General features: G+C 73.6%; 15 protein-coding genes. 9 read left to right on the forward strand and 6 right to left on the reverse strand.

All coding sequences use genetic code 11. The features are described 5' to 3' along the window. Positions 1–26: 26 nt before the first annotated feature. The 3 genes from FYW99_RS28335 (at position 27) to FYW99_RS28345 (ending at position 5,552) form a co-directional block, all read left to right on the forward strand. Entirely contained in the window at positions 27–1,940 is a 1,914-nt protein-coding gene (locus tag FYW99_RS28335; RefSeq protein ID WP_150255062.1) for an IucA/IucC family protein, read from the forward strand. A gap of 50 nt (positions 1,941–1,990) precedes the next feature. After that, positions 1,991–3,997, forward strand: a complete 2,007-nt coding sequence (locus FYW99_RS28340) for an IucA/IucC family protein (protein ID WP_223839708.1) — start codon at positions 1,991–1,993, stop codon at positions 3,995–3,997. A gap of 127 nt (positions 3,998–4,124) precedes the next feature. Then, positions 4,125–5,552, forward strand: a complete 1,428-nt coding sequence (locus FYW99_RS28345) for a glutamine synthetase family protein (protein WP_150255063.1) — start codon at positions 4,125–4,127, stop codon at positions 5,550–5,552. Between the two features lie 62 nt (positions 5,553–5,614). On the opposite strand, the gene menD is transcribed toward FYW99_RS28345, so the two are convergent. The 3 genes from menD to menB all read right to left on the reverse strand — a co-directional run bounded on the left by menD (position 5,615) and on the right by menB (position 9,330). Further along, a complete protein-coding gene (gene menD / locus FYW99_RS28350; protein ID WP_150255064.1) occupies positions 5,615–7,327 on the reverse strand; it encodes a 2-succinyl-5-enolpyruvyl-6-hydroxy-3-cyclohexene-1-carboxylic-acid synthase in 1,713 nt (570 codons plus the stop codon). Positions 7,328–7,510: 183 nt separating this feature from the next. Next, complete coding sequence (locus tag FYW99_RS28355; protein ID WP_150255065.1) at positions 7,511–8,494, reverse strand: o-succinylbenzoate synthase; 984 nt, start codon at positions 8,492–8,494, stop codon at positions 7,511–7,513. Continuing rightward, on the reverse strand, positions 8,491–9,330 hold the full coding sequence (menB, locus tag FYW99_RS28360) for a 1,4-dihydroxy-2-naphthoyl-CoA synthase (protein WP_097636513.1): 840 nt from the start codon (positions 9,328–9,330) through the stop codon (positions 8,491–8,493). The genes FYW99_RS28355 and menB overlap by 4 nt, the downstream gene beginning before the upstream one ends. Before the next feature lie 200 nt (positions 9,331–9,530). On the opposite strand from menB, the gene FYW99_RS28365 reads away from it, so the two are divergent. From FYW99_RS28365 to FYW99_RS28380, 4 genes are all read left to right on the forward strand, one after another. Next, positions 9,531–10,787 (forward strand): AMP-binding protein, encoded by a 1,257-nt coding sequence (locus tag FYW99_RS28365; protein ID WP_150255066.1) that lies wholly within the window; start codon positions 9,531–9,533, stop codon positions 10,785–10,787. 620 nt (positions 10,788–11,407) lie between these two features. Then, positions 11,408–12,814, forward strand: a complete 1,407-nt coding sequence (locus tag FYW99_RS28370) for a sigma-70 family RNA polymerase sigma factor (protein WP_150255067.1) — start codon at positions 11,408–11,410, stop codon at positions 12,812–12,814. Between the two features lie 141 nt (positions 12,815–12,955). After that, the gene (locus FYW99_RS28375) at positions 12,956–13,315 is read left to right on the forward strand and encodes a hypothetical protein (RefSeq protein ID WP_150255068.1); all 360 of its coding nucleotides are present in this window, start codon (positions 12,956–12,958) and stop codon (positions 13,313–13,315) included. A gap of 143 nt (positions 13,316–13,458) precedes the next feature. Beyond that, complete coding sequence (locus tag FYW99_RS28380) at positions 13,459–14,706, forward strand: Nramp family divalent metal transporter (RefSeq protein WP_150255069.1); 1,248 nt, start codon at positions 13,459–13,461, stop codon at positions 14,704–14,706. A gap of 31 nt (positions 14,707–14,737) precedes the next feature. On the opposite strand, the gene FYW99_RS28385 is transcribed toward FYW99_RS28380, so the two are convergent. Both FYW99_RS28385 and FYW99_RS28390 read right to left on the reverse strand, forming a co-directional pair. Then, positions 14,738–15,100 carry a GntR family transcriptional regulator gene (locus FYW99_RS28385; RefSeq protein WP_013153598.1) on the reverse strand — a complete coding sequence of 121 codons (363 nt, stop codon included), beginning with the start codon at positions 15,098–15,100 and terminating at the stop codon, positions 14,738–14,740. Between the two features lie 117 nt (positions 15,101–15,217). Further along, the gene (locus tag FYW99_RS28390; protein WP_150255070.1) at positions 15,218–15,604 is read right to left on the reverse strand and encodes a hypothetical protein; all 387 of its coding nucleotides are present in this window, start codon (positions 15,602–15,604) and stop codon (positions 15,218–15,220) included. A 145-nt stretch (positions 15,605–15,749) separates the two neighbouring features. On the opposite strand from FYW99_RS28390, the gene FYW99_RS28395 reads away from it, so the two are divergent. After that, a complete protein-coding gene (locus FYW99_RS28395; RefSeq protein ID WP_150255071.1) occupies positions 15,750–16,358 on the forward strand; it encodes a TetR/AcrR family transcriptional regulator in 609 nt (202 codons plus the stop codon). A 217-nt stretch (positions 16,359–16,575) separates the two neighbouring features. Further along, positions 16,576–17,361, forward strand: a complete 786-nt coding sequence (locus FYW99_RS28400; protein ID WP_150255072.1) for a sporulation protein — start codon at positions 16,576–16,578, stop codon at positions 17,359–17,361. A 58-nt stretch (positions 17,362–17,419) separates the two neighbouring features. Here the strand turns inward: FYW99_RS28400 and FYW99_RS28405 are convergent. Beyond that, the coding region (locus FYW99_RS28405) for an ABC transporter ATP-binding protein (protein ID WP_150255073.1) at positions 17,420–17,694 on the reverse strand (275 nt) is incomplete at its 5' end.

Raw genomic sequence — 17,694 nt, forward strand, 5'->3', positions numbered from 1 at the left:
CGCGCACCGCACAGAGGACGCACAGCATGCCTGAGACCGCGCACGACCAGCCCACCGCCCACAATCAGCACACTGGACCCAGCGTTCGCACCGCACACAACCAGACCACCAGAACCGAGCCCCACACAGGACGCACCGAGTACACCGCCCACGACGAACCCAGCACCACCACCGACCCCGACGTCTGGCGGCGGGCGGGGCGTCGCCTGCTCGCCCACATGGTCGGCGAGATGGCCTACGAGGAGATGGTCGTCCCCCGCCCAGACGGCCCCGACGGCCCCTGGACCCTGGACGCGGACGACGGGGTGTCCTACGCCTTCACCGCCCGCCGGGGCGGGTTCGGCTCCTGGCACGTGGACCCCGGCTCCCTCACCCGCACCACCGACCGGGGCCGCGAGCCCGCCTGGGACCCCACCCTGTTCGTGACCGACGCCCAGAGGACCGTCGGCCTGCCCGGCGACTCGCTGGCCGAGGTCGTCCGCGACCTGCTGGCCACACACGCCGCCGACGCCCGCCTGACGGCCGCCGCCCCGGACGCCGCCACCCTGGCCGACCTGCCCTACGAGGACCTGGAGGGCTACCAGACCGGTCACCCCTGCATCTTCGTCAACAAGGGGCGCCTGGGCTTCTCCGCCGCCGACGCCGCCCTCTACACCCCCGAGGCGCGCGGCGCCTTCCCGCTGGTGTGGATCGCCGTCCACCCCGACCTGGGCCGCTTCCAGTCCATGGCCGGAACCGAACGCGAGGACCTGCTGGCCGGTGAGCTCGACGCCGACCAGCGCGCGGACTTCGCCGGGCGGATCCGCGAGCGCGGCGGCGACCCCGACGCCTACCTGTGGCTGCCGGTGCACCCCTTCCAGTGGGACGAGGTCGTCGCCCCGCTGTTCGCCTCCGAGATCGCTCTGGGGCGGGTGGTGCGCCTGGGACTCAGCCGCGACCGCTACCGGCCCTTCCAGTCCATCCGCACCCTGATGAACCTGGACCGGCCCGACAGGCTCAACGTCAAGGTGCCCCTGATGATCCGCAACACCCTGGTGTGGCGGGGGCTGTCGGGCACCCAGACCGGATGCGCCCCGCACACCAGCGCCTGGCTGCGCGACCTGGCCGAACGCGACCCCTTCCTTACCGGAACGGGGGTGGTGATGCTCGCCGAGCGGGCCTCGGCCACCGTCCCGCACCCCGTGTTCGACCGGATGCCGCAGGCCCCCTACCGCTACCACGAGCTGCTGGGCGCCATCTGGCGCGAGCCGATCCACCACCACCTGGCCCCGGGCGAGCGCGCCCGCACCATGGCCTGCCTGCTGCTGGAGGGCGCGGACGGGCGCGCGCTGATCACCGAACTGGTGGAGCGCTCGGGTCTGGAGGCGCAGGAGTGGCTGCGGTGCTTCGTGGGGGCGCTGTTCCCGCCGGTGCTGCACTACCTGTACCGGTACGGGGCCTCCTTCACCCCCCACGGGGAGAACGTCGTGCTCGTCCTCGACGGGGACGAGCGACCCGTGCGCATCGCGCTCAAGGACTTCGGCTCGGACGTGGAGCTGCTGCCCTTCGACCTGCCCGAGTACGCCGAACTCCCCGACCACGTGCGCGGCGCGCTGCACCGCTGGCGACCCGAGGAGCTGGCGCACTCGGTGCTCTCCGCGATCTGCGCCGGGCACCTGCGCTTCCTCGCCGACATCGTCCAACGCCAGCTCGGCGTGCCCGGCGAACGGCTGTGGGCACTGGCCCGCGAGCAGGTGCTGGCCTACCACGCGCGCTTCCCCGAGCTGGCCGAGCGCTTCGCCTGGTTCGACCTGCTCGCCCCGAAGGTGGGCCGGGTCGCCCTCAACCGCGAACAGCTCATGGGCGGCGGGTTCCACGAACGCGCCGAACGCGACGCCGAGTTCGACGTCATGCACGGTCTGGTGGACAACCCGCTGGCGGTCCCGGAGGAGCACAGGTGAGCCCCGCACGACCGGACGCGCCAGCGACGCACACGATCCCGGAGGATCACATGCACGCCTCCCCCGTCTCACCGAGCCCGGCGGACTCCTCCACCCCGGCGACACCAACGCCGGACGTGTCCACCGAACCGGATACCGGCCGCCATGCGGGCACCGGCCACCAGACGGGGGCCGGCCACGGGGCGGGCGCCACCGCCTCCCCTCCCCTTCCGGTGCCCTCCGAGCTGACCCCCGAGCGCTGGCGCCGGGCGTGCGACCGCCTCGCGGCCAAGATGCTCGCCGAACTGTGCTTCGAGTACGCCCTGCGCCCCGAACCGGAGGACCCCGAGACCGAGGATCCCGAACCGGAGGGCCCCGGCCGCGCCGCAAACCCCCACGGGTACGGCCGCTGGCGCGCCCGCGTCCACCCCGGCGCCGCCTACGTGTTCGAGGGGCGGCGCACCACCATGGACGGCTGGCGGGTCGTCCCCGGCACCGCCCTGCGCCTGGCCGCCGACGGCGCCGCCGCGCCCGCCTCGCCCTTCGCACTGCTGCGCGACCTGGGCGCGGCGGGGATCGTGGACCCGGCCGTGGAGGCCTTCACCGTCGGGGAGCTGACCGCCACCCTGAGCGGTGACGCCCGCCTGGCCGAGTCCGGCGCCACCAGCGCCGACCTGGCCGATCTGCCCCACGCCGAGCTGGAGGGCCACCAGGGCGGCCACCCGTGGATCTTCGCCAACAAGGGCCGCGTGGGCTTCTCCGCCCGCGACCGCGCCCAGTACCCGCCCGAGGCCCTGCGGCGCCTGCGCCTGCCCTGGATCGCGGTGCACCGGTCGCTGGCCGAGCACCACGGCGTCCCCGGCCTGGACCAGGCCGAGCTGCGCGCCCGCGAACTGGACGCGCACACGGACGCGCTGTTCGCCGCGCGGCTGGAGGAGGCCGTGGCGCGTACCGGCGCGGCGGCCGGGGAGTTCGTGTGGTTGCCGGTCCACCCCTGGCAGTGGGACGAGGTGGTGGTGCCCCTGTTCGCCGCCGAACTCGCCGAGGGGCGCGTCGTGCCGCTGGGCGAGGCCGGGGACGACTACCTGCCCCAGCAGTCCATCCGCACCTTCACCAACCTCACCCGCCCCGACCGCCTCAACGTCAAGCTCTCGCTGGCCATCCTCAACACGATGGTCTACCGGGGCATCCCCACCGAGCTGTGCAGGGCCGCGCCCGCCAGCACCCGCTGGGTGCACGCCCTGCACGCGCGCGACGCGTTCCTGTCGCGGCGCTGCCGGGTGGTCCTGCCCGGCGAGGTCGCCGCGGTGGCGGTGCGCCACCCCGTGCTGGAGGACATCCCCGACGCCCCCTACCGGCACCGGCAGCTGCTGGGCGCCCTGTGGCGCGAGCCGGTCACCGAACAGCTGGACCCCGGCGAGCGCGCCCGCACCCTGGCCGCACTGCTGCACGTGGACGGCCGGGGCAGGGCCTTCGCCGCCGAGCTCGTGGAGCGCTCCGGCCTGGACGCCGAGGCGTGGCTGCGCGCCCTGTTCGCCGCCGTCCTGCCGCCGGTGCTGCACCTGCTCTACCGGTACGGGCTGGCCTTCAACCCGCACGGGGAGAACGCGATCGTGGTCTACGACGGGCGCGAGCGCCCGGCGCGGCTGGCGGTCAAGGACTTCGTGGACGACATGAAACTGCTGGACACCGACCTGCCCGAGTACGCCGACCTGCCCGCCGAGGCACTGGGCGTGCTGATGCGCTTCGACGCCGCCGAGCTGACCTCCTCCGTCGCCAAGTCCCTGTTCGTGGGGCACTTCCGCTACCTGGCGCCGCTGGCCCAGGAGCAGCTGGGCGTGCCCGAGGAGCGTTTCTGGGAGCTGGTGCGCGCCGAGGTCCTGCGCTACCAGGAGGAGTTCCCCGAGCTGGCCGACCGCTTCGCGCTGTTCGACCTGCTCGGCCCGGTCTTCGAGCGGGTGTGCCTGAACCGGGAGCGGCTGCTGGGCGGCGGGTACCACGACCGCGCCGAGCGCGACGCCGAGTTCCACCTGGACGCCCCGCCCGTCCCCAACCCGCTGCACCGGGAGGCCCCGTGACCACCGTGCCCGACCACGGGCCCGCCCGGCCGGTGACCGCGAGCCGTCCCGGACCCGCCCGCGCGGTGCGTCCGTGGCCCGCCCGGCCGGCGCGACCGGCACCGTCGGCGCGCGGGGGCGGGGCCGCGTGAACACGTTCCCCGGCGAGGGCCTGCCGCCCCTGCGCGAGACCCTGCCGCCCGCCCCGCCACCGCCGCCCTTCCCCGTCCCGCTGGAGCGGCTGCGCGCCGACGCGGCGTCCGGGGCGATCACCGACGTCATCGTGGCCCTGCCCGACCTCCAGGGCCGGGTCCAGGGCAGCCGGGTCAACCCGCACGACTTCGCCACCCGGGTGCTCTCACAGGGGTTCGACGCCTGCCTGTACCTGCTGGCCACCGACGTGGAGATGGAGTCGCGGCCCGGCTACGCCACCGACCCCTGGGGCGGGGGGCTGGGCGACTTCGCGATCGCGCCCGACCCCGCGACCCTGCGCTACCTGCCCTGGGACCCGGGCACCGCCCTGGTGCTGGGCGACGCCCGCGACGCCGGTGGCCGCCCGGTGCCGGTCGCGCCTCGCCAGGTGCTGCGCGCCCAGCTGGACCGGCTGGCCGAGCGCGGCTGGCACGCCCTGGCCGGGACCGAGCTGGAGTTCCTGGTCTTCCGGGACTCCTACCAGGAGGCGTTCGAGGCCGACTACCGGAACCTGACCACGGCCACCCGGTTCAACTCCGACTACGCGGTGCCGGAGATGGCCGAGATCGACCCGCTCATGCGCCGCATCCGCACCGCGATGGAGCGCACGGGCATGACCGTGGAGTCGGCGCGCGGGGAGTGCCATCCGGGCCAGTACGAGATCGTGTTCCGCTACGACGACGCCCTGCGCACCTGCGACAACCACGTGGTGTACAAGGCGGGCGCCCGCGCGCTGGCCGCCCAGGCCGGGGCGGCGCTGACCTTCATGGCCAAGTTCGACGGGGGCGAGGGCAACTCCTGCCACGTGCACCTGTCGCTGCGCGACGAGGCCGGGGCGCCGGTGTTCGCCGGGGACGGCTCGGGCCGCTACGGGATGTCCAAGCACATGGAGCACTTCGTGGCCGGGCAGCTGGCGTGCATGCGCGACTTCGCGCTGCTGTCCGCGCCCAACGTCAACTCCTTCAAGCGCCTCTCACCGTTGGCCTACGCGCCCAGCACCGTCTCGTGGGGGCTGGACAACCGGACCTGCCCGGTGCGGGTGGTGGGGTCCGGGGAGTCGGCGCGCATCGAGTTCCGGGTGCCGGGCGGGGACGCCAACCCCTACCTGGCGGTGGCCGGGATCGTCGCGGCGGGCCTGTACGGGATCGACCAGGCGCTGCCGCTGCCCGACCCGACGCCGGGCGACGCCTCGGCCGCGGACCTGCCCCGCCTGCCCGCCTCCCTGGAGGAGGCGGTGCTGGCCTGGGAGTCCAGCGGCCCCGCCCGTGCCTGCTTCGGGCCGGACGTGGTGCGCCACTACGCGGCGGCGGGCCGCGCGGAGCTGGCGGCGTTCTCGGCGTCGGTCACCGACTTCGAGCGCAGGCGCCACTTCGAGCGGGGGTGAGGCGGGACTCCGCCCCCTCCGGCCCCGCCCGGTGGGGGCGGAGTCCCGTGAGCGGCCTGCGCTCAGAGCGCCTCGTCCACCGCGGCGTCCACCGCGGCCTGTATCCGGCGGCGCAGCGCGGCGCTGCCCGCGCGGTGCGTGCACACCTCGATCAGGCGCGGTCCCTCGCCCAGCAGCGCCTTGGGCAGGTCGGTCGCCCACTCCAGGCGGGTGTAGGGCACGTCGGACACCGCCGCCACCCGCTCCATCGACACCCCGTGCGGGGTGCCGAACACCCGCTCGAAGTCGGGGTGCCCGGCCTGCTCCAGGCCGGAGAAGATCCCGCCGCCGTCGTTGTTGACCACCACGATCGCCAGGTCCGGGCGCGGTTCCCCCGGGCCGATCAGCAGTCCGTTCTGGTCGTGCAGCATCGCCAGGTCGCCCAGCAGCGCGTAGGCGTGGCCCCCGCCCTCGGCCTGGTGGGCCAGCGCGGCGCCGATCGCCGTGGAGACCGTCCCGTCGATCCCGCTCACGCCCCGGTTGCCCACCAGGCGCACTCCGCAGCGCGCCCGCATGGTGGCGTCCAGGTCGCGGATGGGCATGCTCGAACCGGCGAACAGCAGCGAACCCGCGGACATGTGCGCGACCAGGTCGCGGGCCAGCCGCGGCTCACTGAGCACCTCGTCCCCGTCCAGCACCGCGTCCAGGGCGGCGCGGGCCACCGACTCCGCGTCCGACCAGGTCCGCGACCACTCCGTGCGCCGCGGGGCGCCCGGGTCCAGTCCGGCGGGCGGCGCGACCGCGGCCACCACGTCGGTGGCGGTGCGCACCGGGTCGGAGAAGGCGTTGAGCACGCTCGCCGACGGGTCGCCCAGCGCGCCCGCGCTGACCACCACGTGCCGCTCGGCCCGGCGCAGGTAGGCCAGGATCTGCCGGGACAGGTTGGGGCGGCCCACACTCACCACCAGCTCCGGCGCCCGCCGCGCGGCCAGGCGCGGCGAGGCCAGTAACTGCCGGTAGGTGGACAGCGCGCCCGCCCGGCGGGCGTTGGAGGTCGGCTCGGCCAGCAGCGGCCACCCGGTCAGCTCGGCCAGCGCCAGGAACGGCACCGGATCGTAGTCCCCGTCGCCGCACACGATCACACCGCGCTCGACGTCGGGCAGCGTGAACGGCGCGGGCTCGGTCAACGGTCCCGGGCGGCCGATCCACGCCCGGCCGCCGTCGCGCCCCTCCAGGGACTCGGGCCACGAACCCGTGTCGGCGTCGGGGGTCAGCGGGTCGCGGAAGGCCACGTTGAGGTGGACCGGGCCGGGGCGCCCGCCCAGCGCCGAGCCCCACGCGCGGCAGGCCAGCGACCGCCAGTAGGCGACCATGCCCGGCACCGGGTCGGGGGTACCGACCTCGGCGAACAGGCGGACCGCGCCGCCGTACAGGCCGATCTGGTCCACCGTCTGGTTGGCGCCGGTCCCGCGCAGCTCCGGGGGCCGGTCGGCGGTGAGCACCATCAGCGGCACCCCGCTCTCGTCGGCCTCCATCACCGCCGGGTGGAAGTTGGCCGCGGCCGTACCGGAGGTGCACACCACCGCGACCGGACGGCGCGAGACACGGGCCAGACCGAGGGCGAGGAAGGAGGCCGAGCGCTCGTCGACGCGCACGTGCACCCTGATTCCGGGGTGGGCGACCAGGGCCAGGGCGAGCGGCGTCGAGCGCGACCCCGGCGCGACGACGGCCTCGGCCAGGCCGCAGCGGGCCAGCTCGTCGACCAGGACACGCGCCAGGGCGGTGGACGGATTCATCAATTCTCTCGATCGTCTCAAGGTGTACCCAGTATCACCATGTGGACCCGGCCCCTACAGTCAACCCCCACCCAGGACCCGCGGAGGACAACACGGCTGTTACACCTCACACACGCCGACCGGACATCCGGTCCGCCGTCACCGTGTGCCCCGGGCGCAACGCCAACGCCGACCACCGCGCGGTTATCCGGTGCCGGGTACCTCGTCGGCGGCCGACCGCGCGGCCTCGGCGCGGGCCCGCCAGGCGGCGGGGTCGACCTCCACCGCGCGCAGGCTCTCCTCGTCCACCGCCACCGGGCGCACGGGCAGGAACCCGTTCTCGGGCAGCAGGGGGTCGGCGGTGACGTCGGCGGTCAGCATCTGCATGGTGGCCAGACCGCACGCGTGGGGCAGCTCCGGCAGCGCGGCGGCCAGCGCCACCCCGGCAGCCAGACCCACGGAGGTCTCCACGGCGCTGGAGACCACCACCGGCAGTCCGCACGCCTCGGCCACGCGCAGCGCGGCGCGCACCCCTCCCAATGGCTGGACCTTGAGGACCACGATGTCGGCGGCGCCGGCGGCGCGCACCCGCAGCGGGTCCTCGGCCCTGCGGACGGACTCGTCGGCGGCCACGGGGACCGACACCCGGCGGCGCACGGCGGCCAGCTCGTCCAGGGTGGCGCACGGCTGCTCGACGTACTCCAGGTCGAAGCGGTCCAGTTCGCGCACCATCCGCACGGCGGTGTCGACGTCCCAGGCGCCGTTGGCGTCCACCCGCACCCGCCCCGAGGGGCCCAGGGCGTCGCGGACCGCCTCGACGCGGGCCAGGTCCTCGGACGGGTCCTGCCCGCGTTCGGCCACCTTGACCTTGGCGGTGGCGCAACCGCCCGCGGCGACGATCGCGTGGGCCCGCCCGGGGTCCACGGCGGGCACGGTCACGTTGACCGGCACCCGGTCGCGGACCGGCGCGGGCCAGCCGCGGTGGGCGGCCTCCTCACAGGCCGCCCACCAGCGGGCGCACTCGCGCGGGCCGTACTCGGCGAAGGGGGAGAACTCCCCCCACCCGGCGGGCCCGCGCACGAGCATGCCCTCGCGGACGGTGATGCCGCGGAAGCGGTTGCGCAGGCCGACCGCGAAGGCGCGCCCCCCGGCGGGCGCGCCCGCCGGGTCGGGCTCGGCAGCGGTCACGGACGGCGCGGGAACTTGTCGAACTCCGGGCGGCGCTTCTCCTTGAACGCGTCGCGGCCCTCCTGGGCCTCCTCGCTCATGTAGTAGAGCATCGTGGCGTCACCGGCGAACTGCTGCATCCCGGCCGCGCCGTCGCTGACGGCGTTGATGGCGCCCTTGAGCATGCGCAGCGCCAGCGGGGACTTCTCCAGCATCTCGCGCGCCCAGGCCACGGTCTCCTTCTCCAGGTCCTCCAGCGGCACGACCGTGTTGACCAGGCCCATGTCCAGGGCCTCCTGCGCGCTGTACTGGCGGCACAGGTACCAGATCTCGCGGGCCTTCTTCAGGCCGACGGTCTGGGCGAGCAGCCAGGAGCCGTAGCCGCCGTCGAAGGAGCCGACCTTGGGGCCGGTCTGGCCGAACTTGGCGTTGTCCGCGGCGATGGTCAGGTCGCAGCACACGTGCAGGACGTGGCCGCCGCCGACGCACCAGCCGGCGACCATGGCGATGACGGGCTTGGGCGTGCGGCGGATCTGCACCTGGAGGTCGAGCACGTTGAGGCGGCCGATGCCCTGGCGGGCCACGGCGTCGTCGCCCATGTAGCCGTCCTCGCCGCGGATCTTCTGGTCACCGCCGGAGCAGAACGCCTGGTCACCAGCGCCCGTGAGGACGATCACGCCGACCGAGGAGTCGTCGCGGGCGAGGTTGAAGGCCTCCTGGAGCTCGAACAGCGTCTGGGGCCGGAAGGCGTTGTGCCGCTCGGGACGGTTGATCGTGATCTTGGCGATGCCCTCCGCGGTCTCGTAGATGATGTCGGAATACTCGCCCGACCGCTGCCAGTCGATCACGCTGCTCACGGCTACTGCTTCTCCTCAACGGGGACACTGTGGACGGCGCGGACGTGTCACCACGTCCACGCGACAACCCTACGCATTGTGCCAGGCGGGCGATGACGCGCGGGCAGGGCGGTACTCCTTGGGGACGTGTCCCCCGCCGCCCGGCACCGGGTCCCACCCCCGGGATCGGGTGCGCGCAGCACGGGCGTACCCTTGCGGTCGTGGTACGCGAGAGACAGGTCGACACAGGCAGCACGCACCCCCGTGACCAGGGAGGACGCCCCCTCCAGGCGGTGCGCGGGCTGGCACCCGGGCACCTGGGCGACCTGTTGGCCCGGGCACTGGACGGGCACGGGCCCGCCCTGCTGCCGATCCCCGACGGGACCCCCGACGCGCGCGTGGACGAACTCCTGACCGCCATGCGCCCGGCCTCCCTGCGCACCCTGGACGGGGTCGCCGCGCTGGACGGCGCCGCCCCGGCGGGCGGGGACACCGCCCTGGTCATCACCACCTCGGGCTCCACCGGTGCGCCCAAGGGCGTGGAGCTGTCCGCGGCCGCGCTGCGCTCCTCCGCGCGGGCCTCGGTGGCGCGGATCGGCGCCGCCCCCGGCGACGCGTGGCTGTGCGTGCTGCCCGCCGGGCACATCTCCGGCATCCAGGTGATGATGCGCGCCCTGGCCACGGGCACCCGGGCGGAGCACACGGCCTTCTCCGCGGGGGCGGTGGCGGAGCTGGCGCGCGGGTCGCGCCCGCACGTGTCCCTGGTGCCCACCCAGCTGCGGCGCCTGCTGGCCGCCGGGACCGACCTGTCGGTGTTCGGGACCATCCTGCTCGGCGGAGCCGCCGCCGACCCCGCCCTGCTGCGGGAGGCCCGCGCGGCCGGGGGCCGGGTGATCACCACGTACGGCATGAGCGAGACCTGCGGCGGGTGCGTCTACGACGGCGTCCCGCTGGACGGGGTGCGGGTGCGCGTGGACTCCCCCTCTCCCGGCGGGGCCGGGCGGATCCTGCTGTCGGGTCCGGTGCTGCTCAGCGGCTACCGCCTGGCACCCGGGGTCCGGGCCGACCCGGGCGCCCTGGTCACCGACGGCGACGGGACGCGGTGGCTGCGCACCAACGACCTGGGACGCCTGGACGGGGACGGGCGCCTGAGCGTGCTCGGACGCGTGGACGAGGTGGTCAACACCGGCGGCCACAAGGTGGTGCCGGGGCAGGTCAACGCCCGGCTGCTGGAGCACCCCGCCGTGGCCGACTCGGTGGTGGTGGGCCGCCCCGACCCCGAGTGGGGCGAGCGGGTGAGCGCCGTCGTGGTGCCCGCCGACCCCGACGCGCCGCCGTCGCTGGAGCAGCTGCGCTCGTGGGTGCGCGAGCGCCTGCCCGCCTACGCGGCGCCCCGGGAGCTGGAGGTGAGGGAGTTCCTGCCGATGCTGGCCTCGGGCAAGCCCGACCTGGTGGCCCTGCGCGGCCCGCGCGCCTGAGGGGGTCGGGCACGAGCGTCCCGCGGCGGTCCACGGAACCGGACCCGAACAGCCGGGCGGGCGAAGGCCTTCGGGCCCTCCCCGGCACCGCCACCAGCGCCCCGCGGTCCGGGCGCGTGTACCGGCGCGCCTTCCGCCCGTGGGACCCTGGGGCGCGTCGGGTACCGCGTCCCACCACGCCGGTGCCCGCCGAACAGCAGTGACGGCCCGGGGACGGGCGGTCCGGCCGCCCCGCGCGGAACGGCCGGTCACGGACGTGTCGGACAAAAGGCGGGGAACTTCCCCAGGTCCTCCGACGTCTACCTGAGTAATCCGGTCCCTCGGCCCCTCTCCCAAGGAGGTCCGCAGTTGGTGACAGCCCTCGGTCCACACGTTCGTGCCCCTGCGCTCTCCCCCCAACCGGCCCCCCTTCCCCACCCGCAACAGTTCCGGGCATGCTCCTTTACCCGCTCCCTACAGCGTTTGGCCACTTCCGTCGCAGTGATCTACGCCACTTCGGCTGATATCCAATCGAGACAGGGAACATTTGACTCCCCAACACGTTGGACATATTGGCGCGTCCAGCCGGCGGGAACCGTCCGCCGCGTGCCACACGTCTTGGAAGGGAGGGAGGTGCCCCGATGACGAGCACTGCCCCAGCCGCTCCGGCACCCACCGCCGGAGCCCCCGCTGACACCGCTCGCAGCGACGACGCGTCCGCCGACGCGGTCCTGACCGACCTGCTCGACCGCGGACGCGCCCAGGGGCACCTGTCCCTCTCCGAACTGCGTGCCGCTTTCACCGCGGCCGCCGTCTCCACTGGCGACGGCCGATCCATCCTGCGTGAACTCACCGAGAACGGGGTCAGGCTCGCCAACGGGGGCGACGACTCCGCACCGGTGGCCGATCCCGACGCCGAGGACGACGTGCTGGAAGACACTCTCATCGCCACGGTGCCCGACACCGACGAGGCACACAAGGCCGAAGGCAAGGCCGCGCCGCGCAAGGGCCCCTCCCCCCGGAGGAAGACCCGCTCCACACGGCGCGTCAAGAAGGCCGAGCCCGCCCAGACCACCACCGATCCGGACACCGGCGAGGCCGACCTCGACGACCAGTCCCCCGCCATGGGCGACTCGGTCCACACCTACCTCAAGGCCATCGGCCGACGCCAGCTCCTCACCGCGGAGCAGGAGGTCGACCTGGCCAAGCGGGTCGAGGCCGGACTCTACGCCGAGTACCGGCTCGGCCTGCACGGCGAGGTGGACGGCTCCGCCCCGCTGGCCGAGGTCGAGGTCGACGAGCTGGAGTGGGTGGCCGAGGACGGCCGCAAGGCCAAGTCCCACATGCTGGAGGCCAACCTGCGCCTGGTGGTGTCGGTGGCCAAGAAGTACAGCGACCGGGGGATGTCGCTGCTCGACGTGGTCCAGGAGGGCAACCTCGGCCTGATCCGCGCCGTGGAGAAGTTCGACTACACCAAGGGCTTCAAGTTCTCCACCTACGCCATGTGGTGGATCCGCCAGGCCATCCAGCGCGGCTTCGCCGACTCCGCGCGCACCATCCGCCTGCCCGTGCACGTCCTGGAGCTGCTGAGCAAGGTCAGCCGCCTGGAGCGCGACATGCACCAGGTGCTGGGCCGCGAGCCCACGCCGGAGGAGCTGGGCCTGGAGCTGGACAAGACCCCGGCCCAGATCGAGGAGCTGCTGCGGGTCACCCGCCAGCCCATCAGCCTGGACTCCACCATCGGCGAGGACGGCGAGACCCGCATCGGCGACCTGATCGAGGACGTGGACGCCTCGGAGGCCTCCGAGGTGGTGGACCGCCAGCTCATGGCCGACCAGCTGCGCAACGCCCTGTCGGACCTGGAGCCGCGCGAGGCCACCATCATGTCCCTGCGCTTCGGTCTCATGGACGGCCGCCCGCGCACCCTGGACGAGATCGGCAAGCACCTGGGGCTGACCCGCGAGCGCATCCGGCAGCTGGAGAAGCAGTCGCTGTCCAAGCTGCGCCACCCCAGCCGCGCCCAGCAGCTGCTGGACTTCGCCAGCTAGACCGGCCCGGCTCGACAGGCGACACGGGGCCGCTCCCCACCGGGGGCGGCCCCGAGCCGTGTCCGAAACCCTCAGGGCGAACCCTGGTTCGTCCCCGGTATCGCGTCCGCACCGGGCCGCCGCGGACGGGCCGGTGCGACGATGGTGGCCATGACCGACCACCCCCAGCGCCACAGCGACGAGATCTCCGCCGCGCTGCGCGCCAGCCGCGAACTCGGCCCCGAGTACGACGAGGCCGTGGCGGCCTCACTGGTCGAACGCATCGACGGCACCGTCGAGGCGCGCGTGCGCCACCACATGGCCACGCAGGCGCACACGGAGTCGGCCAAGGCGGGCATGCCCTCCAACACCGTGCGCTTCGTGCTCTCCCTGGTGTGCCTGGGCGTGAGCATCCCGATCTCCGCCATCACCGCGGCCCTGGGCAGCCCGGCGGCGCTGCCGCTGGTCTGGCTCGGGCTAATCCTGTTCTACGTCGTCTCGGTCGTGGGCCTGCGCCGCTGACCCGGCGTCGGACGTGACCCGCAACATATCGATTCCGCCACGGAACGCCCCCGTCGCTTACCTGCCCGTATTCACCCTTGTGCCCGAAGGCCTACAGTCGTGCCCACCACGGACCACACCGGTCCCACCAGGGGAAGGACACGATGGCAGCCATCGAACAACGCAGGGCGACGTGGAAGCAGATCGGTCCGGGCATCGTCGTCGCGGCCACCGGCGTGGGCGCGGGCGACATGGTCGCCACACTCATCGCGGGCAACCGGTTCGGCTACGCCCTGCTGTGGGCCACCATCGTCGGCTGCCTGGTCAAGATCTCCCTGGCCGAGGCCACCGGACGCTGGCACCTGGCGACGGGGACCACCATCTTCGCCGGGTGGAGCAGCCTGGGTAAGTGGACCACCGTCTACTTCGCGCCCTACATCGTGATCTGGGGCTTCGTCTACGGCGCCAGCGCCATGTCCGCCACGGCCCTGCCCCTGGCCGCGCTGATGCCGGGCGTACCGCTGGAGGTGTGGGCGATCCTGGCCGGAATCTCCGGCCTGGTGATCGTCTGGTTCAACCGCTACGCCGTCTTCGAGAAGATCATGACGGTGCTCGTGGGCGTCATGTTCGTCACCGTGGTCGGCCTGGCCATCTACGTCGTCCCCGACATCGGCCAGACCCTCAGGGGCCTGGTCCCGATGCTCCCGGAGGGGTCGGTGTTCTACACCATGGGCCTGGTCGGCGGCGTCGGCGGCACCATCACCATGGCGGCCTACGGCTACTGGGTGAACTCCAAGGGCTGGCGCGACTCCGGCTGGATGCGGATGATGCGCCTGGACAACCGCGTCGCCTACATCACCACCGGCGTCTTCGTCGTGGCGATGCTCATCGTGGGCGCCGAGCTGCTCCACGCCAGCGGCGTCGCGCTGGAGCAGAGCGACCAGGGCCTGCTCCAGCTGGGCGACATCCTGCGCGAGCGGTTCGGCGGGTTCGTCGCGACGGCCTTCCTCATCGGCTTCTTCGCCGCCGCCTACTCCTCCATCATCGGCGTGTGGAACGGCGTGAGCCTGCTGTTCGCCGACTTCGTCAACCACCTGCGGGGCAGGACCAACACCGACCCGGGGGAGAACCAGAGGAGCTGGGCCTTCCGCGGCTACATGCTCTGGCTGACCTTCCCGCCGATGCTGCTCCTGCTGATCGGCAAGCCCTTCCAGCTGGTCATCGCCTACGGGGTACTGGGCGCCTTCTTCATGCCGTTCCTGGCCTTCACCCTGATGTGGCTGCTCAACTCCTCGCGCACCCCCCGCGAGTGGCGCAACGGCTGGGTCAGCAACGCGGGTCTCACCCTCGCCGGATCGCTGTTCGTGGTGCTGTGCGCCTACGAGCTCTACGGGATCGTCACCGGGGCCTGAACCGCCGGGAGGCGCGGCGGCGCTGCGGGACTCAGCCCCGCAGCGCCGCGCGCAGGATCTCCACCGCCTCGTCGTGGTCCAGGCCCACCCGCGAGATCACCTCGGCGTAGGCCCGGGCGGCGGCCAACGCCTCGGCGCGCTGGTCGTCGCCCCCCGCGGCGACGAACGTCCCCGAGCGGCCCCGCGTCTCGACCACACCGGCCTGCTCCAGCTCGCGGTAGGCGCGGGCCACGGTGTTCACCGCCACCGACAGCTGGCCCGCCAGCGCGCGCACCGTGGGCAGCCGGTAGCCGACCGGGAGCTCACCGTTGGCGACCGCGATGGCCACGATCGACCTGATCTGTTCGTAGGGCGGTACCCTCGACGTCGGATCGACGCGGATGAAATCCGCCATGTGCCACTGCGCTCCCCACCGTCGCCTGCTGTGGTGCCCGGCCGCGGACCGGACCGGACCGGACACCAAACTATCGTGCGTGCACCGCCCCGAGGCTGCGGACCGGGGCCGCCGGTGTCAGACCGCCTGGCGCGGCACCCGCTGGATCCCGTGCAGGCGGTGGGTCTCACGGGCGGTGAGCAGCCGCTCGGCGACCTGGGTGGCCTCGCGCACCTGCGGGCGGGCCAGCCGTTTGCGCCGGTGGATCCGGTCCTCGTACCCCTTGGGCCCCACCAGGACCCGCTCCCGGGCGTAGGCGGCGCGCATCGCCTCGGTCAGCGCCGTGTCCAGGTCCAGGCCCCGCTGGTTCAGCTCCTCCACCGGCGCGTCCCAGGTGCGGGCCCTCTCCAGCGCCTCCTGCGCCTCGGCCACCGTGCGCAGGAGCTCGGGCAGGCGCCGCGCGCTCTCCTGGTCGGAGGCCAGGCTCTCCCGTGCCTGAGCCGTGCTCTGCTTGGCAAGTCCCATTGTGTGCTCCAGACCACGCGTACCGTCGGACGGGGCCACTCTAGAGGTGACCAACATCATCTTGCGAGCCGGGCCGCGCGTCGGTGGTGGCCGCACGGCCCGCGATCTGCCACCTTTACGGCGCACACCCCCGAAAGGACCACCTGTGAGCAGGAACTACGCCGGACTCAGCCGCGAGCGCATCATCCTTGAGGCGCTCCACATCATCGCTGGCCGCGGGCTCGGCGGCCTGTCCATGCGCCGCCTGGGCGACGCGCTGGAGGTGGAGGCCATGGCCATCTACCACCACTTCCCGCTGGGCAAGGAGCAGTTGTTCAACGCCATCGCCGCCTACGTCACCTCCCCCGCGGCCACCGGCACCGCCCCCCTCGACGAGGAGGAGACCGAGGAGGCGGAGGGTACGGAGGAGCCCGAGGAGGACACCCGGCCCTGGGACGTGCGCCTCACCGAGTGGGCCGACGCCTACCGGGACCGGCTGCTGGAGTTCTCCGGGGCGCTGTCCCTGCTGGTCCACCGCGCCCCGCGGACACCGAGCAGCGACGCCACCCGGGCCCTGGTCCACGACGCCCTCGCCGAGGCGGGCCTGGGCGGCGAGGACCTGGAGCGCGCCGCCGACGCCCTGCACTCCTACTGCGTGGGCTCGGTCGTGCACCAGGTCCGTCACCAGGACGAGGAGGACGCGCCCGACACCGCCGAGTCCCGGGCGCGCTTCCAGCACGGGCTGCGCGCCCTGCTGCGCGGGCTCACCGCCTGAAGCCGGGCCGGGCGGGGCGGGGGTCCGTCCCGGCGCGGACGCGTCCCGCCCGAACAGGACAGGGACCGCCCCCGGCGCGACCAGCTCCCGGGCCGCTTCGGGCGAAACAGGGACCTTCGTCCGGGAACCGAGTGCGTTCCTCCGACGTCGTTACCAGAAGACAGCCGCCCGACCCCGCCCCCTTCTCCCGACGCGGGGCGGTACAGAAAGGTCTTCCATGGTTCTCAAGCGCCTGCTCGCCGGTATCGGATTCGGCGGGGCCTCGGTGGAAACCACCCTGCACTCGGCCGTGACCACCCCGGGGGGCACCCTGCGGGGCACCGTCGTCATCGAGGGCGGCAACGTCGAGCAGCAGGTCGAGCGGCTCACCGTCGGCCTCCAGGCCCGGGTCGAGGTCGAGAGCGGCGACCACGAGGGCGTCCGCGACCTGGAGTTCCACCGCGTCCAGATCGGCGGCGGCGTGACCCTGGCCCCCGGCCAGCGCTTCGAGCTTCCCTTCGAGCTCTTCGTGCCCTGGGAGACCCCCGTCACCGTCCACCGGGGCCGCCACCTGCACCGCATGAACGTCGGTGTGAACACCCGCCTGCACGTGGCGGGCGCGGTCGACCCGGGAGACCTGGACCCGGTGGCCGTGGAGCCGCTCCCCTCGCAGCTGGCCGTACTGGACTCGCTGGCCTCCCTCGGCTTCTCCTTCAAGCAGGCCGACCTGGAGCAGGGCCGCATCCTGCGCACCCGCCAGCAGCTGCCCTTCTACCAGGAGATCGAGTTCTTCTCGCCCAGCCGCTACCGGGGCCTGAACGAGCTGGAGCTGTCCCTGGTCACCGACGAGCGCGGCATGGACGTGGTGCTGGAACTGGACAAGAAGCCCGGCCTGCTCTTCTCCGAGAGCCGCGACACCTTCCACCGCTTCAGCGTCGACCACCACGAGGGCGCCGGGCGCGACTGGTCGGCCCACCTGCACCAGTGGATCGACTCGCTGGCGGGCAAGCGCACCATGTTCTGATCCCTGCGGGGCCCCGGGGACGGGCGTCCCCGGGGCCCGCGGCGCTCCCGTCCGCCGCTCACCCGGTCCGCTGGCGCGTGCGCTCCGCGCGCAGCTCGCGCGCCTGGTCCGGGTCCAGCACGGGCGCCGCGTTGAGCAGTTCGCGGGTGTAGTCGCTGGTGGGGTTCTCGTACACCGCGTCGCTGTCACCCATCTCCACCACCTCACCCGCACGCATCACCGCGACCCGATCACTCACCTGACGCACCACCGCCAGATCATGGGCCACGAAGATGTAGGTCAACCCGAAGTCGTCCTGCAACTCCGACAACAACCGCAGCACCTGATCCTGCG

Source organism: Nocardiopsis deserti, from assembly GCF_008638355.1.
In the GTDB taxonomy this organism is placed as follows: domain Bacteria; phylum Actinomycetota; class Actinomycetes; order Streptosporangiales; family Streptosporangiaceae; genus Nocardiopsis; species Nocardiopsis alborubida.

Coding starts and splice junctions, on each gene's coding strand:
- FYW99_RS28380 (WP_150255069.1), top strand. CDS start 13,459: ATGGCAGCCATCGAACAACGCAGGGCGACGTGGAAGCAGATCGGTCCG.
- FYW99_RS28390 (WP_150255070.1), bottom strand. CDS start 15,604: ATGGGACTTGCCAAGCAGAGCACGGCTCAGGCACGGGAGAGCCTGGCC.
- FYW99_RS28400 (WP_150255072.1), top strand. CDS start 16,576: ATGGTTCTCAAGCGCCTGCTCGCCGGTATCGGATTCGGCGGGGCCTCG.
- menD (WP_150255064.1), bottom strand. CDS start 7,327: ATGAATCCGTCCACCGCCCTGGCGCGTGTCCTGGTCGACGAGCTGGCC.
- FYW99_RS28340 (WP_223839708.1), top strand. CDS start 1,991: ATGCACGCCTCCCCCGTCTCACCGAGCCCGGCGGACTCCTCCACCCCG.
- FYW99_RS28370 (WP_150255067.1), top strand. CDS start 11,408: ATGACGAGCACTGCCCCAGCCGCTCCGGCACCCACCGCCGGAGCCCCC.
- FYW99_RS28385 (WP_013153598.1), bottom strand. CDS start 15,100: ATGGCGGATTTCATCCGCGTCGATCCGACGTCGAGGGTACCGCCCTAC.
- FYW99_RS28375 (WP_150255068.1), top strand. CDS start 12,956: ATGGTGGCCATGACCGACCACCCCCAGCGCCACAGCGACGAGATCTCC.
- FYW99_RS28335 (WP_150255062.1), top strand. CDS start 27: ATGCCTGAGACCGCGCACGACCAGCCCACCGCCCACAATCAGCACACT.